This is a genomic window from Mesorhizobium sp. 10J20-29, assembly GCF_054130485.1.
In genome coordinates this window covers 3,340,854-3,357,028 of record NZ_CP199156.1, presented here as the reverse complement: position 1 = coordinate 3,357,028, position 16,175 = coordinate 3,340,854, and the positions used below count along the sequence as shown (strand labels likewise).

General features: G+C 62.1%; 8 protein-coding genes. 2 read left to right on the top strand and 6 right to left on the bottom strand.

The features are described 5' to 3' along the window. Positions 1–402: 402 nt before the first annotated feature. Entirely contained in the window at positions 403–1,062 is a 660-nt protein-coding gene (locus ACT2BZ_RS16040; protein WP_457936125.1) for a LuxR C-terminal-related transcriptional regulator, read from the bottom strand. Continuing rightward, entirely contained in the window at positions 1,059–2,639 is a 1,581-nt protein-coding gene (locus ACT2BZ_RS16035; RefSeq protein WP_457936124.1) for a sensor histidine kinase, read from the bottom strand. Before ACT2BZ_RS16035 ends, ACT2BZ_RS16040 begins: the two co-directional genes overlap by 4 nt. A gap of 302 nt (positions 2,640–2,941) precedes the next feature. Here ACT2BZ_RS16035 and ACT2BZ_RS16030 point away from each other — a divergent pair, with 302 nt between their 5' ends. Further along, positions 2,942–3,622 (top strand): hypothetical protein, encoded by a 681-nt coding sequence (locus tag ACT2BZ_RS16030; protein WP_457936123.1) that lies wholly within the window; start codon positions 2,942–2,944, stop codon positions 3,620–3,622. Positions 3,623–3,845: 223 nt separating this feature from the next. Here ACT2BZ_RS16030 and ACT2BZ_RS16025 read toward each other — a convergent pair whose 3' ends face one another. From ACT2BZ_RS16025 to ACT2BZ_RS16010, 4 genes are all read right to left on the bottom strand, one after another. Further along, positions 3,846–4,361: an invasion associated locus B family protein gene (locus tag ACT2BZ_RS16025; RefSeq protein WP_457936122.1), complete on the bottom strand. Its 516-nt coding sequence runs from the start codon at positions 4,359–4,361 to the stop codon at positions 3,846–3,848. 58 nt (positions 4,362–4,419) lie between these two features. After that, positions 4,420–11,358, bottom strand: coding sequence for a hypothetical protein (locus ACT2BZ_RS16020; protein WP_457936121.1), 6,939 nt, complete (start codon positions 11,356–11,358; stop codon positions 4,420–4,422). Between the two features lie 847 nt (positions 11,359–12,205). Continuing rightward, positions 12,206–13,585, bottom strand: coding sequence for an HlyD family type I secretion periplasmic adaptor subunit (locus ACT2BZ_RS16015; protein ID WP_457936120.1), 1,380 nt, complete (start codon positions 13,583–13,585; stop codon positions 12,206–12,208). Then, positions 13,582–14,553, bottom strand: a complete 972-nt coding sequence (locus ACT2BZ_RS16010; protein WP_457936119.1) for an ATP-binding cassette domain-containing protein — start codon at positions 14,551–14,553, stop codon at positions 13,582–13,584. The genes ACT2BZ_RS16015 and ACT2BZ_RS16010 overlap by 4 nt, the downstream gene beginning before the upstream one ends. Before the next feature lie 253 nt (positions 14,554–14,806). Between ACT2BZ_RS16010 and ACT2BZ_RS16005 the strand changes: the two genes are divergently transcribed. Beyond that, a protein-coding gene (locus tag ACT2BZ_RS16005) for an IS3 family transposase (protein WP_457936118.1) occupies positions 14,807–16,158 on the top strand; the annotation gives its coding sequence in 2 pieces (ribosomal slippage) (positions 14,807–15,143 and positions 15,143–16,158; 1,353 coding nt in all). Positions 16,159–16,175: the final 17 nt, after the last annotated feature.

Here is a 16,175-nt window from a genome sequence, read left to right as displayed (position 1 = left end):
TTGCTTACTTGCGTCCGGCCTTTTCGCGTGTGGGTCGTACTGGGTTGTGGTCGCCCTTGCGACCTGCCGCAGCAGATGCCGGCGGACTAGGTGACTATCGGCACGTTGACATCCGATGCCGTCAAGACCTGGCACACCGATGCAGAAACATTGAACCTGGAAACCGAGCAGTGGGATGGCCCTCCCCTCATGGCAGCCTGATGACGGTTAGCGATCCGAGGCAACTGGGTGACTGTAGTTCTGGGGCCCGCCAGATATGTTTTCAACTGTGTGGCGACTGCGGTAAAGAACTGTGGCCTTGGGATCTGGGCATTTCAGGTGGCTTTGCGTAGATTGCAAGCGGCGATGCTGCAATCGGCAGGGCAAGGCGCGGTCGCGGTTTGGTGGCTGTTGCCAAAGGCGTCAGTGCGGAAACAGCAAGTCTCTATGGTTGGATGCCAGGCACGCAAGTGCAGTGCGGTTCGCGACATCGAGCTTCTGATAGATGTTGTGGAGATGTATCTTCACGGTACCCTCTGTCAGCCCGAGGCGTCGCGCGATCAATTTATTCGGCTGTCCCTCAGCGACGATCCGCATGATCTCGACTTCGCGCGGGGACAGTTCACTCAAAATACGCCGTCCAACAAACCTTCGTTCGCTCTCGCGAGCCATTGCTGCGTCAATCATCTCCCGTGGCAACCAGCGGCGGCCAGCAGCGACAGTCCTTAGCGATTCCAATAGCTGATCTGCAGCACTGTCCTTTAGCATCAAACCATAAACACCCAATCCGATAGCTTCAAAAATCTGCGCGTCGGTGATGGAAGACGTGAGGAGTATGACCCGGGTGCGGAGCGCATGAGCCCTGATCTGCCGAAGAACACCTAGGCCATTCAAAAGTGGCATGTCCACGTCGATAACGGCAAGGTCTGGGAGCTTCTGTCTGAGTTCCACCATGACATTGGCCCCATCAGCGCAGGCCGCAACGATGGTAAATTCCGAGCAGGAGAGGAATATGTCTTGAATACCGCGCAACAGAAGCGGGTGATCGTCAGCGAGCACGACGGTTTTTTTCACGGTACTCATGGAATCGGCAGCCGTAGGTCGAGTTGAACGCCCTTCGGTCCGCTGGTGAGGCAAAGCTCTCCCCCCATAGACTCCAATCGGGTCAAAACCATCCGGGGGCCGAGAAAGCTGTTAGAAATGTCTTGATGACTGTATGTCCCTGAAAGCTCGGCTATCCCGACGCCGTTGTCCCTGATCAGTACACGAATACTCCCATCGACCGTGCCAATCGTGATCTTGATTTGTGTCGCAGCACCATGCTTCACAGCATTTGCGATCGCCTCTGCCAGGATGAAGCAGACTTGGTTCCCGAAGCTTTGGGCCACCTCCAAGGTACCAAGTTGGGAGTCCAGATCGATATTTCGATCCCATTGGTTACGCAGTTCCGACAGGCGGGCTTGAACCTCGTCCTGAAGATTGACGAGTTGAACGGCCAATTGCTGAGATCGCACGTTTTCGACAAAAGAACGGACGCGCATTTGCTGTCGAGAGAGTATCTGCCTTATTGCCGTCAGATCGTCATCTACCGTCCCAACATCCTCCGCATGGCGAAGCCGCAACTGTGCGGCGGTCAGATCCTGAAGCAACCCATCGTGCATGTCACGCGCGATCTCCTGTCGTTCCCGCACCAACGCAGCATTTGCGATTTGAGCCCGGAGTGACTGATCTTCTAACTGCATCGCGATGCGATCTGATGCGATCGCCAGCAGCGCGGAAAGACCAGTACTTGGAGTGCTGTAATCCAGCGCGACAACGTACCCGGAGTAATTGGGGCTTTTCAAAGGAGCAGCGGCAAAGTCGCTAACCCCAAATTTTCGAAGCAGCATTTCAGAAAGCGCGGTCCGCCCACCTGAACTCGCAGACTCAGGTGCCGAAGAACCAATAGTCTCAGGTGTCTTATCAGCTTGCGAGGCATCGGTCAGGAGACCGAATTCCGCCCAAGCCACCCGCTCGGAAGAGCACGTTTTGCCGTCCCAGTATGCAGTGTACCAGAACGGCTCCTCCGCATCTTCCCACACCACGGCCATGTGCGTCGCCTGAAGAATGTCGGCGGCATGTGCAAGCGTGCGGTCGAGGACGATCATGTCGCTCGCTGAGGGACGCTCCTGTGGCCATGCGGCGAGCTTTTTCAGCCGCCCCCTGTCACGTTCACGGAATGCGCCGACATACGCGAGTAGCGCACCTGCAACCACAAGATACGAAGCGCGCATGATGACACGGTTTAGTTCGTCCTTCGCTCCAGTCTCAATTATCGCGTACCAGCTCAACAAGCCGAGCGGAACGACTAGTAGCAGAGTCGTCCAGATAGCCCCTTGCGAGTTCCATTGCAGCGTTCCGGATAGGAGCGCGAAGCCGAAGAACAGAAAGAAGGGACTGGTCGGCCCCTCGGTCAGATGCATCAGGAGGACAAACGTACAGACGTCGACCGCATGTACGAGCATGGGAAGGTAGCGCGAAGAGCGATCGGCGACCAGTGCGAGTAGCGCGACCGAATAAATGAAATAAATGACGAGGATCGAATACACGGTCTCGGCGCGATAGGCCGGCTGACTGGGATCCACGTAAATTGCCAGAAGAGCAAAACCAGCCAGCGTCACCCTCGCCCAAGCGATCATCCGCTGAGGGGGTATATCAAGAACTGCATTCGCTGCCTTCTGCCTCAGCGGCTCGGTCTCCCTAATGCATCCCGTCAGTTGGACCTAGGCAAGGAGCCTGCTTTCGATATCGCCCTCATTCGCCAGCGTGTTTAATTAGGTGGAATATAACTATCGATATAGGCGATCTATCGCAAGTTATATTCCTTAACAATGGGTTAACAGGCAGAACGATCAGGCGCCCGATCATCCCGTCCGGTGTGAGTTCCAACCAGTAAACCGGGATCCCGTGAGGAGATAGAGTTATGGTAAGATTGTCGCCGCAGCGCTTTTGGATCGCAGTTGCAACCCCCGCACTTCTTTCAGCGCTGATAATGGGCAGCAGCCCTGCGTTCGCATCGGCAAAAGACAAGGACAAGGGTAAGGGTACGACTACGGAGACGACGACCACCGAGACTCCGCAGACCGGTGGAGAGACGGAGTCCTCGTCTACTGGCGGCGGTGCCGAACAGCCGTCGACGCAGGAGAAGTCAGCCGAAAAGGAAGAGAAGACAGCCACGAAAGAAGAGGAGAAGGCTGCGAAGGAGGAGGAGAAGGCTTCTGAAGCGCCGGAGGCTGTTGAGGAAAACGCGGCTGTCGAGGAGCATAGGTCTGTTTCGCTAGTGACATCCCAATCGATCGAGGACTCGAACAGCAAATCCGCGAATAAGGCGGCGAAGGACGAGGAAAAGGCCGCCAAGAAGGAAGAAAAGTCCGTTGAGCAAGTGACATCTCTATCCATCCAGAACCCAGGCAGCAAATCATCTAAGGCGGCAAAGGCTTGGGAGAAGGCCGCCAAGAAGGCCGGAAAGGCTTGGGAGAAGGCCGCCAAGAAAGGGGGAAATCCGGATATCCTGGCTCGTGCCCCCGTCGAATCCCAGTCATGCGGGATTTCCGGACGTTGGTATGATGCCGGGTATGCGCCGTTGTCGAACTGCCAGCGTTAGTTCGCGCCTTTGTCAAACTTTTTTCTGGCTGGGCCTGCTGCCCAGCCAGTTCTACTAGCTACTAAAAGACCCTCGCTCGACCAATGTCCCTCCCTCGCACACAGTGCTGGGGCACTATGACACGATTCTGCTTAGTCAGAAATCGACACATTTTCTAGTGCAGGTCTCTCCATTCAGATTGCTGGCCTTTGCCCCATCGAGGGTACCTACCAGCCACCTCAGGTCAGTTGATCGCGTCATAGGCTGCGGTGAAGCCCGTCAGCGCGAACTTCAGGTCGATCGGCCGCTTGGCGGAATCCTCGAAATGAAGCGCCAGTTCCTTGCCCGCCCTCAAGGCGGCGAGCACCGGCGTGCTGAGCTGCTCCGCGGCGTAGCAGCCGGCGCCGTCGCATGTCTGGTAGGCGAGCTGGATGGTGTCCGTCGCATTGTCGACGCTGAGCCGCAGCCCGGCCGGCAGCGAGACGCCGAGCGGCACATGCAGCATCATCACCGGCGTCTGGCCCGGCGCGTGCTGCTTGATGACCATGCGGGCCAGGAACTGGCCGCTGCCCTCGAGAACCAGGCGCTGCTCGATGGAGCATTCGAGGGGTGCCGCGCGTGACGCGCTGGCGCATTGCGAGGCCCAGGCAGGCGGGCGGGCGGGCGCCGGCTTTTCCTGGGCGAGCACCGGCGCGGCCGTAGCGAGGCAAAATAGAAGGGTCGGCGCAAGCGCCCGTCTGAGATGTCTGGTGGGCGACATTGAATGCTCCTGGAGGCGAACGGCAATGACCGGCGCGGGCCGCCGGCCGTTGAGTTGCCTAAAAGGGTACCCCGATTTTGAGGTTGCCACCATAGCTGTGCGAGGTCTCGCCGACCTGGATTTCGCCCATGGCACGAAATGTCATGCCGCCTTCGGAGACCACATCGAAGCCCAGCCTTGCCTCGGCGAACACCTTGTCCATATCTGCCTCGGTCCTGAACGGTGCTGCAGCCGACGGAGCCTCACTGAACGTCGCCGACACGCCGGGCGAGGTGCCTGCGGGAAACGCCAGCATGCCGATCGAGGCGAACGGCCGCACGACAGTAGTTTCGCTGGCCCGGAACTCGGCGCCGAACTCCATCGCGCCCTCGATGGACACGAAGGTGTCGCTGCCGCCGACGATGTCAAGCGCGACCGGACCGCCGGTCTCGCTGAAGGCACGGGCGCGAACGTTCGTCACGCCGACGTCGAGATAGGGGCGGATATAGCCGCTGTCATTGGCGATGGCATGCGAAAGCCGTGCATGAGCAGCGATGTAGTCGATCCGCTGATCGCCGCGCAGCTGGTAGGTCGGTCCGTTGGGCAGGTCGACGAGCCGGCCCATGTCGTAGCTGCTGGTGCCGCCGGTCAGCGAGCCGGCCAGAGTGGTTGCGCCCATCACCGCCTTGACGACGCCGCCGGCCTGCCAGTGAATGCCGGAGCCGCTGGCGTTGTCGCCAATGTCGAAGCTGGAGCGGGCATAAGAAACGCCGACGCCTGCCTTGATGACGTCATTGACGGCCACCTGCGCCCCCATGCTGAGGCCGCCCCAGCTGCTTTCATAGCCGAAATTGCCGGCCGTGGTGTCGCGAACGGCTTCGCCGCCGAAGGCCGACGCCCAGGCGCACTCGCCCTCGGCGGTGAACCTTTCGGTGCCGCCATAGACCCGGCAGCTCATCAGCGTGTTTTCGAACTGCACCGAACCGGTCACCGAGGAGATCTGGTTCACGGCATAGGATTCAGGCGTCAACTGGTCCAAGGCGCCTGAATAGGCTTCCAGATCCGGCAGGTAGAAGAGCGCCTCTATGACCGGCTCCAGCGGCACCGAGCCGCCGGCCAGCTGCACCTGGTTGATATATTCGCCAAGCGCGCTCTGGTTCTGGTTCATTCCTTCCGGCGAGAAGTCGATCTCGTAATCGAGCGAAAGATCCGCAGCGACGCTCTTGTCGAGAGCGTAGGTTGCGACCGCGCTGGCGGGCGCAAACAGCTGCAGCCCGGTGGCGTCCAGCGACGTCGCGGAACGCGCGAGAAGCGCCTTGTGATCGCCTGGCAGGACGTTGCCGACATTGAGCAGCGTCAGGTCCACCAGACCGTCGAACGACATTGCCTCGCTGCCGATCAGCACGTCCGCCTCGGCAGGGGCCAGCGGCAGGACGGGAAGCAGGGTCGTCAGGGCCATGTCCATGTCGACGCCATAGGTGGCCGAAGCGGACTGGGAGAAGATGCCGGTGACGTCGGTGGTCATGACGCGACGCGCGCCACCGGGCGAGATCCAGCCAGCATTGGTCAGTGTCTGGCCCGCGCCGACGCTCGCGTAGCGGCCGGAGTTGAACACGGCGTCTATCTCGTTGGTGAAGCTGTTGCTGCCGGCGCCCAGGTTGAAGGAGCCGGTCACGGTGCCGAAATTGCTGACCGCCTCGTTGCCGCCGGTATGGTCCAGGTCGCTGCCGGAGGCCAGAATCGCATAGCCCCCGTCGACCCCGTCGACCGTGGTGATCAGTCCCTGATTGGTCAGCGTGTTCGTCTTGCCGTCCATGATCCAGACGCCGACGCCGACATAGCCGTCATCGGTGCTGATCCGGTTGCTGCGGCCACCCATGACGATGGCGTCTGCACCGTTGATTGCAATGACCACGTTGCCGTTGTTGGCGTTGTTGTCTGCAGCGCTCTGCGCGAAGATCGCGGTCGAGCCAAGGCCGCGCAGCGGCGCTTCAATGGTGCCGTCTTCCTCCTCGACGAGCACCTGTCCAGTGAGCACCGAGCCGTTGACCGTGACGTTTACATTGCCGGCGGTGCCCGCGTGCCCGCCGCCAGTTGCACCCGCCGCGCTCTGGGAAAAGATGCCGGTGGCGCTGTTGCCCGCGGTGACGATCGTTCCCGTCAGGTCAACATCGACCTGTCCGGCATTGCCGACATCGCCTTTGCTGCCCAGCTGCCAGCTGAGCAGACTGAGGACGGGAACATCGTTTCCGAGCTCGCCCATCATGCCGCCGCCCCCGCCGACACTTTGCGCGAAGATACCGGCAGCGCTGTTGCCATGCGTCCTGATGATGCCGTCGACATCGACGTCGACCGCTCCGCCATCGCCGCCGCCGCCCGCATCGCGGCCGAAAGCCAGGCCGACGCCAACGTTGAGCGCCGGCAGATCCAACGCTCCCACGTCCGTCTTGTTGGCGAACATGCGATCCACATTGCCGGCGACACCGCCGCCACCGCCCACGCTCTGCGCGAAGACGCCATAGGAAGACACGCCGAAAGTTTCGATCGTTGCCCCGCCATACTGATTGACCTTGACGAGCTTGGCGTCACCGCCGCCCGTGCCTTCGCCGCCAAGGCCGAGCAGGCCGGTCAGGCCGATCGCCGCTTTGCCGCCGACGCCACCGCCGCCACCGACGCTCTGGGCGAAGATGCCGTTTGAGTTGGAGCCGCGCGTCGTGATGTTCTTGTTGTTGTTGACCTCGACGGTTCCGCCATCGCCGGTCGCACCGCCGGAGCCGCCGACTACGACCTGGAGGTTCTTGTACTTTTTGACCGAACCCTGGAGGCCGAACACCCCGAGCGCCTTTTCGATGACGACCGTTCCTCCGGGCAGCGGAAACAGCCCTTCCGGTCCAAGCGCGCCGTTGCCGCCATCGCCGCCGCCGGCGCCGACGCTCTGCGCGTAGATGCCATCAGACAGTTCGTTCTTGGTCTCGATCGTGCCGTGGTTGTTGACTACGACATCGCCGCCATAACCGCCAGTTCCGCCGCCACCACCGATGGTCACGCCGAGCTGGATGTTGTTCTTGTTGGTGATCGCATCGGCGCCTTCCACGGGCACCGGTTTGGTAACCACCAGTTGCAGCGTGTTGGCGCGACCGCCAACACCGCCGCCACCGCCGATGCTCTGCGCGTAGACGCCATGGCCGCTGACCCCCTCGGTCAGGATCGAGCCGTTATTGTCAACTGTTACCGCGCCGCCATAGTTGCCGGAGCCACCCTCGCCGCCAATCGCCACGGTGGCCACAACGGATCGCGATGACGCGTTGGTCGAGTCCGTCAGCATGCCGACGGCACTGACGGCGCCGCCGCCGTCGCCACCACCCCCGCCAACGCTCTGGGCGAAGATGCCTGTGGCGGCCGGTCCCTTGACGGTAATCGAACCATCATTGGTGACGTGAACGGGGTTGCCGTAGCCGCCGGTTCCGCCGTTGCCACCAACGCTGGCGCCGACATTCAGGGTCTTTGACGCCTGGGCCTCGCTGCCGCTCGAGACGCCGAGCTGCGCGGTGACGGCCATGCCGCCATTGCCGCCGCCGCCACCAATGCTCTGCGCCTTGATGCCGTGTGCGCCCAGGCCGTTGGTCAGGATGGTTCCGAGAGCACGATTCGTGACTTCAACCTCACCACCGTAGTTACCGTTCCCCGCGCCGCCGCCGATGCTCACCCCGACCGTTGCCGCGTTCTTGCTCGAACCCGTCATTTGGGCCGCGATCGCGAGCCCGCCATTGCCGCCCGAGCCGCCGATGCTCTGTGCGAGGATACCCATCGAATCCAGGCCCCAGGTGGTGATCGCACCGTAATTGTCGACCGTCACCTTGTCGGAAATGCTGCCCGTGCCGCCCGCGCCGCCGACAGAGACGCCTACTGCGCCGGCCGTTTCCGAAAATGCCAGCGTGCCGGTAACCGCCATGCCGCCATTGCCGCCGCCGCCACCGACCGACTGCGCCATCACGCCGATCGCATTCTGGCCTTTAGTGGTGATTTTCTGGCGATTGGTAACATTGACGTTGCCGCCCGTGCCGCCGGCACCGCCCGCGCCGCCAATCGCCACGGCCACGTTGACTGATTTCTCGCCACCGAAGCCGAAAGCTCCCGACGCCGCGAAGCCACCGTCGCCGCCGCCGCCGCCGACGCTCTGCGCGTGAATGCCGTCGGCGCCGTCGGCATGCGTGGTGATCGACTTCGTCGGGTCGTATGTGTTGACGGTGACGACGCCGGCATTGCCGCCGCCGCTGCCAAATCCGCCGACGCCGACGCCGACTGCGGCGCCATTGCCGACCGTCATCGCCACGGCCCCGGCGAAGCCGCCATTGCCGCCGCCACCCCCGACGCTCTGCGCGAAGATCGCATGCGAGCCGAGGCCGAAGGTCTCGACGCTGCCGCTATTGTTGACCGTGACCTGCTTGCCGTCGCTCGCCGAGCCGCCGGCGCCGCCGACGGAGATGGCGAATGCGCCGGCCGGCACGTCGGGGATAGCCACGCCGACCGCGCCTGCGATCGCAAAGCCGCCATTGCCGCCGCCGCCGCCCACGCTCTGCGCGAAGATGCCGTAGGAGCGGCTGCCGAAGAGTTCGACCACGGGCTCGTCGTCGACCAGCGTGACCGTCTGGTAGCCGGTCGTGATCGCGCCGAAATTGTCGACGTTCACCACGCCGCCATCGCTGCCGGCACCACCGGAACCACCCACGGCGACCGAGATGCCGACGATGCCGCCGGTTCCCGACAGTGCTGCGCCACCATTGCCGCCGCCACCGCCGACGCTCTGGGCGAAGATGCCCGAAGCGGTATTGCCTCGGGTCGTGATGACATTCCTGTTGGTTACCGCGACTGTGCCACCGACCGCACCGCCGCCACCCGCGCCGCCGAGCGAAACGCCGACCGCGCCCGAACCGACGGAGACCGTTCCAGCCACGCCCCCATTGCCACCGCCGCCGCCGACCGACTGCGCCAGGATACCGATGGCGCCTTCGCCCGCGGTGCTGATCCGGGCGTCAGCCACGTTTCCGGCTGAGGTGCCAACCGTTACGTCACTACCGACGCCACCGACTCCGGCGGCGCCGCCGAGCGCAACCGATGCCGAGAATCCGCCGAGTGAAGCTGCAACGCTGAAACCGCCATTGCCGCCGCCGCCGCCGACGCTTTGCGCCATGATGCCATGCGACAGTTTGCCCTTGGTATCGATGACGCCCACGGAGTCGACGTTGACGGTGCTGCTGGCGCCGCCCGAGCCGCCCTTGCCGCCGATCGCCAGCGATAGGTTGTAGCCTCCGCCGGCCGCTACGGCGACGCTGCCGCCGCCATTGCCGCCACCGCCGCCGACGCTCTGCGCGAAGAGGCCGATCGACTGGTCGCCCGCCGTGGTAATGACGCCCTTCTCGTTGACGATGACCGCGTCGCTCGCGCCACCCGGTCCGCCCTTACCGCCCAGCGATATGCTTGCCGATATGCCGCCGACCGGCGCCGTTCCGGAATAGGCGTAACCGCCATTGCCGCCGCCGCCGCCGACCGATTGCGCCTGGATGCCGTGGGACCGGTCGCCGGTCGTTTCTATCGTTGCCGATTGCAGACCATTCGCGTCGGCCAGGCCGTCGAGGGGATTGTAGGTCACGGTGCCACCGGCGCCGCCGATTGCGCCGTTGCCGCCGATCGCCAACGAGGCTCCCGCGCCCACCGCTACGGCGCCGCCGCCGTTGCCGCCTCCGCCACCGACGCTCTGCAGGAATACGCCAACCGCGTCGTCCCCCGCGCCACCTACCGCACCGCCTGTCTTCACCCTGCCGCTGTTGTAGACCTTGACCGTCCCGCCCGGGCCGCCCGAGGCGCCGTTGCCGCCGACCGAGAACACGCCGCCAGTGCTTCCGCCGTCGCCCCCGCCACCGCCGACCGACTGCACGAAGATTCCAATGGAATTGCTGTTTTGGGTCTCGATTGAGCCCCGGTTGGTCACGGTGACCGGCTTGCCTTGTGATGACCCGCCGCCTTCGCCGCCGTCGGCGCCGATGCCGAAGGCATCACTTCCGTCGCCTGCCAGGCCACCGACGCTGGACGCGTTAATGCCATAGGCCGCCTCGCCCTTTGTCAGGATTTTTCCGTCGTTTTCGACCACGACGCTGCCTGCATTGCCACCCCTTCCGCCTTCGTCGCCACCTGCATAGGCGCCGTACGGCGTTCCGCCACCACCGCCCTTGCCGCCGCGACTAACCGCATAAACGCCATGGCCGTACTTGCCGTTCGTCGTGATGTCGGAATCCTGGCCGAGGCGGACTTCGACTGCGCCGCCGGCGCCGCCCACGCCGCCTGCACCCGCGTCAGACGCAAACAGGCCGAACGACCCGCCACCATTACCGCCATTGCCACCCTGGCTGACGGCCGAAATGCCATACTGGTTCTCGCTCGAGCCATTGACGGTGATTGCGCCATTGCTGTTGACGACGACCGAGCCTGCGCTGCCACCCGTCTTACCGTCGCTGCACCACGTGTAGACGAGCACCGTCGAACACCCGCCGTTGCCGCCATTGCCGCCCGTCGACCTGATGAGGATGCCATCCGCATTGGCGGTAACGATACCGCCCACGGGGCCGGGATAGGGCTTGGGGTTGTTGATCGTCAGGCTGCCGGAAACCGTTCCGCCCGAAGTGTTCGAGGCGGTCAGGTGCCTCGTCAGCGCGTCAGCCGACGCGTAGACGACGCTGTTTATGGAATATGTGCCATCGCCCACGACAATGATGTAGTGGCCGCCCGATAGGATCGGTTGATTGGCGCTATCCGCCAGTACCCATGTGTCCGGCGTGTCGTCTTCATCAGGGATAAGGTCGAGCTGGACCTTCTTGCTCAAGTCATAGTTTGGCGTCGTAGACGTCGAACCACTGCCCCCGCTCTCGGTCAGATAGATACCCTCTACCCCCGACTCGACCGTGGTCGCGCTGCCGGCATCGCCGGTGATGTTGATCGTCTTGACGCCGGTCGTGTAGCGCACGCCGTCCGACGGAACTTCCGGGCAATTCGCCACGCTGCCGCTGACGCTGCAATCGGTATTGTCGGCACTGGCCGCCTGTACTCCCGCGAACGATAGAAGCGTGGCGCCCGCCAGGGCGCCGAGCGGACGGGTCCAGTTTAGACGTATTGCAGAACCGCCGGCCGGCCCGGCACTCGATAAAACTGCTTCTGCCGGATCAGCTATTACCGGTTGAACCCCAGCTGAACGTAGTTTTCGCTTGAAGCACGGGATGTTAGCCGGTTCCCCCTGCCATCTGACGCAACGGTCGCTGTCAGGGTCGAGAGCTATCGAACTCACAAGCCACTGATAACGAATACGAATCTCGGCGTACAATACTCCTCCGCGACCAACCGGCACCGTCTCACCCTCCCCCTACGCAGGATTAAGGATGGGTTAATTTTGCCAGAGGATCAACCCTCGAAGGAGAATAGTCGGGGACGCTACCAGAAAGCGCGCAACCCTGAATGGTGAAATGCGCATGGCGAACGGTACCCGTTTTTTTGGACATTAGCTGCTGAGCCAGGAGGCAATCGCCCTAGTTCTGGCGCAACGCGCGGGTGTCCGCGCAGCTGGGATCAGGTTCAGGCTCCCACCGGAGCAAGTTGGGTAGTCCTGGCAAATCGCACAATTCCAACCACTTCGTTAACCCTCCCACGCCACAATCACGCAACAGAAGGAATCGAGCAGAACGAACTCGCTTGAGGAAGCGAGTTAATTCGCGCATCGTCGCGACTGCGGCGCGCCGCTGCGGGAGAGCTTGTTAGATCTCAAAACAGCTTTGCGCGTCGCAGGTTCTGACTGGTTCCAACAGCGGCAGCCCGCTTTGTCACTCTTCGCGAAACGCCTTTGCAAAACTGTCCTGAACCGGACGTACCAGATATTCCAGGAAGGTACGCTCGCCGGTCTTGATGAAAACCTCAACCGGCATGCCAGGCTGAATCTGACCGGGCGCAATTTCGGCCGGTAGATCCTGGGCAATTCGCAGACGCGCAGTGTAGTATGGCTCGCGCGTGTTCGGGTCGACAAAACGGTCTGCCGAGATGTAGCTCACAGCTGCAGCGACCTGCGGTGTGGTTCGAGCGTTGAGTGCCGTGAGGCGCAACGTTGCCTCCTGTCCAACCTTCACCGCATCTATGTCTTGTGGCGCGACTTTGGCATCGATGATGAGTTCGCTTGAGGTCGGGAGTATCTCCACGACAGCCTCGCCCGGCTTGATGACGCTGCCGACGGTGTTCTTCAGGAGCTTGATGACGATCCCGTCGGCGGGGGAACGGATTTCCGACCGTGCGAGCATGTCGTCTCTCGACCTCAACTGTTGCCTGAGATCGCCGATTTCGGAGCGCAGCTGGTTGACCTCCGCAGACGCTGCCTCGCGACGCCTGGCTTCGATGCCGGCCCTTTGCTCAGCGAGTTCAGCAATCGCAGAACGCCTCTGCCCAATCGTTGCCGTGATGCCGCCACTGGCGCCAAGCGAGTCCGCTTCAGCACGCAAGAGAGCATTATACTGGCTCTTTGGTGTCAGGCCCTTTGCCAGAAGGTCTGCCTTTTCGGCGAGTTCGTCGCGCAAGACCGCCAATTTGCGTTCCTCGGATGTCTTTTGAATAGAAAGCCCTTCAATCTCCTCCTCGACGGCTCTCACACGCTGCTCCAGTGCTGCAAGCTCTGCCCTGTGCCGCTGCACCCGATTGAAGAATTCGGCTCGCTGCTGATCGAGATCTCCCTCGACCGAGGTCAAGCGCGCAGTGCTGGATAGTTCATCTGAAAAGACGATCTCCGTGTTGCCGTCTCGCTCAGCCTGCGCGCGCGCAAGCCGCGCCTCAGCGGCAATCAGGGCGACGTTAACCCGGTCGCGATCCGCTGCGAGACGGACTGTTTCGATCGTCAGCAGGGGATCTCCCGTCTTGACCCCCTGCCCTTCCATAACGTTTATCACTGCGACGATACCGCCCTCGAGATGCTCGACCACCTGGTTCTGCCCGCTCGCCTGGACAACGCCGATTGCGACAACCGCGCCGTCTATCGGTGCGATCGCTGCCCACATGCCAAAGCCCGCAACAAATGCCGCAGCGGCGACTGCACCCCAGAGGATCGGGCGGCCGATACTGGTGGGGACCTTGTCCTGCCAACGGGACTGCGCGTGGGAGAGAACTGATCCGGAAGGCGGGTTGTGCGGCGCCGATGGCGTAATGCCGGTCTGCATGTTCATGTTTGCGGCACCGATTTGCCATCTATGGCCTGCCCCTCGAGCGGCCTCGACGGTCCGCTGCCCGGATCTCCCGCGCGGGAACCAGCGTCACGAAATCGCTCGAAGACCTTATCGCGTGTATCATAGTCCAGCAGCTTGCCATTCTGCATTCGCATGATCTTGTCGACGCCTGCAAGAACCCTTTCCCGCTGGGTAATGATGAAGACCGTCACACCTCGCTTGTGCGCGTCGGACAGGGCTCGCATCAGCGCGAGTTCGCCGCTCCGGTCGAGACTGGCGTCCGGCTCATCAAGCACCAGGATGCGAGGCGAACCATAAAGCGCACGTGCAAGTCCGATGAGTTGCTTCTCGCCTCCCGAAACCTGGACGCCGCCAGGGCCTATCGACGTGTCATAGCCTCGTGGCATGCGCTGGATCACGTCGACCACATGTGCAGCATGCGCCGCCGCCACGATCGCCTCGTCTGATGGGTTCGGGTCGAAACGAGATATGTTTTGCGCGATGGTGCCCGGTACGAGTTCGACGTCCTGCGAGAGGTAGCCGATATGACGGCCGAGGTCTTCAGGGTTCCAGTTGGAGATGTCGTGGCCATCTATTCGCACGTGTCCGGCACGGGGCGTCGCTGCCCCGACCAGAATTCGCGCCAGTGTAGACTTGCCCGACCCCGACGGCCCAAGCACTGCTACGGACTCTCCAGGTTTCAAGCTGAAACTGATACCCGCAAGGATTGGTGGCTTCGTCGGGTCAGAGGGATTGAACTGCACGATGTCATTGGCAACGAGGAGACCGTTGGGTGCGGGAAGACTTGTGTACTCGTCCCGCAAGTCTGCCTTCTCCATGAAAGCCTGAACGCGCTTCCAAGCTTCGCGCCCGGCGGCAAGTTGCCGCCAAGAGCCAATGATCTGATCGATGGGTTGCAATGCGCGGCCAGAGATCAGCGAAGCAGCGAAGATCATGCCTGCCGTCAACTCACCCTCCAGTACCAGGAGTGCGCCATATCCGAGTATGGCTATCTGAAGTCCTATCCGCAGTACGCGCGAGAGCCCGGCAAACCATGCATTCAGTCGTGCGGCCTTGTCGGCGGCGGCAAGTGCGCTGGCATGAAATTCGCCCCAGCGATTGACGACGTTGGAGACTGTTTCCCGTCAGCACCTATGGCCCAGATTTGAGGTTGTGACTTAAGGAGAGTTTTGGTCTCGTCGCATTGACGAAGGAATGACGATGCCACCCAAAACGACGAATGCGAAGAGACCTGCAGAGCAGGTAGTGAAGGATATCCGCCGGGCAACTCGGCGGCATTTCTCAGCGGAAGACAAGATCCGGATCGTGCTGGATGGCCTACGCGGTGACGACAGCATAGCCGAGCTGTGCCGCAAGGAGGGCATCGCTCAGAGCCTGTATTACACTTGGTCGAAAGAGTTCATGGAGGCTGGCAAGCGGCGCTTGGCGGGCGATACCGCCCGTGCCGCCACCACCGACGAAGTGAAGGATCTGCGCCGAGAGGCCGGTGCGCTGAAGGAATGCGTTGCCGACCTGACGCTCGAGAACCGTCTGCTTAAAAAAAGCATGATCGCGGATGGGGGCGACGACGAATGAGATACCCCGCATCCGAGAAGCTCGAGATCATCCGGATTGTCGAGCAGTCACACCTGCCAGCTCGTCGCACACTTGAGCATCTGGGCATCCCACGCCGGACTTTCTGCCGCTGGTATGATCGTTACCTTGTTGGCGGCCCGGAAGCGCTGGAAGACCGCTCATCGGCGCCGAGCCGAGTGTGGAACCGGATACCGGCTGAGATTCATGATCAGATCATCGAACTGGCGTTGGATCAGTCGGAGCTCTCGCCGCGCGAACTGGCCGTGCGGTTCACCGACGAGAAGCACTACTTCGTATCGGAGGCCACGGTTTACCGCCTGCTCAAGGCCCATGATCTGATCACCAGCCCGGCCTATGTGGTGATCAAGGCCGCTGATGCGTTCCACACCAAGACCACTCGCCCGAACGAGATGTGGCAGACCGACTTCACCTACTTCAAGATCATCGGCTGGGGCTGGATGTATCTGTCCACGGTGCTCGACGACTACTCCCGCTACATCATCAGTTGGAAGCTGTGCAGCACCATGCGGGCCGAGGACGTCACCGACACCTTGGATATGGCGCTGGCCGCTTCAGGTTGCGACCAGGCTCATGTCCGGCACAAGCCGCGCCTGCTCAGCGACAATGGCCCGAGTTACATCGCCAGTGATCTGGCAGACTATATCGAGGCGCAGCGCATGAGCCATGTGCGTGGCGCTCCGTTCCATCCCCAGACGCAGGGCAAGATCGAGCGCTGGCACCAGACCCTCAAGAACCGCATCTTGCTCGAGAACTACTTCCTGCCCGGAGACCTCGAACGCCAGATCGAGGCGTTCGTCGAATATTACAACCACCAGCGCTACCACGAGAGCCTGGGCAACGTGACGCCCGCCGACGCCTACTTCGGCAGAGCGGAGGCAATCATCCAACAACGAGAAAGGATCAAACGTCAGACCATCGAACAGCGGCGCTTGCAGCACCGCAAGCTAGCCGCATAACATCAACACCGAGACGA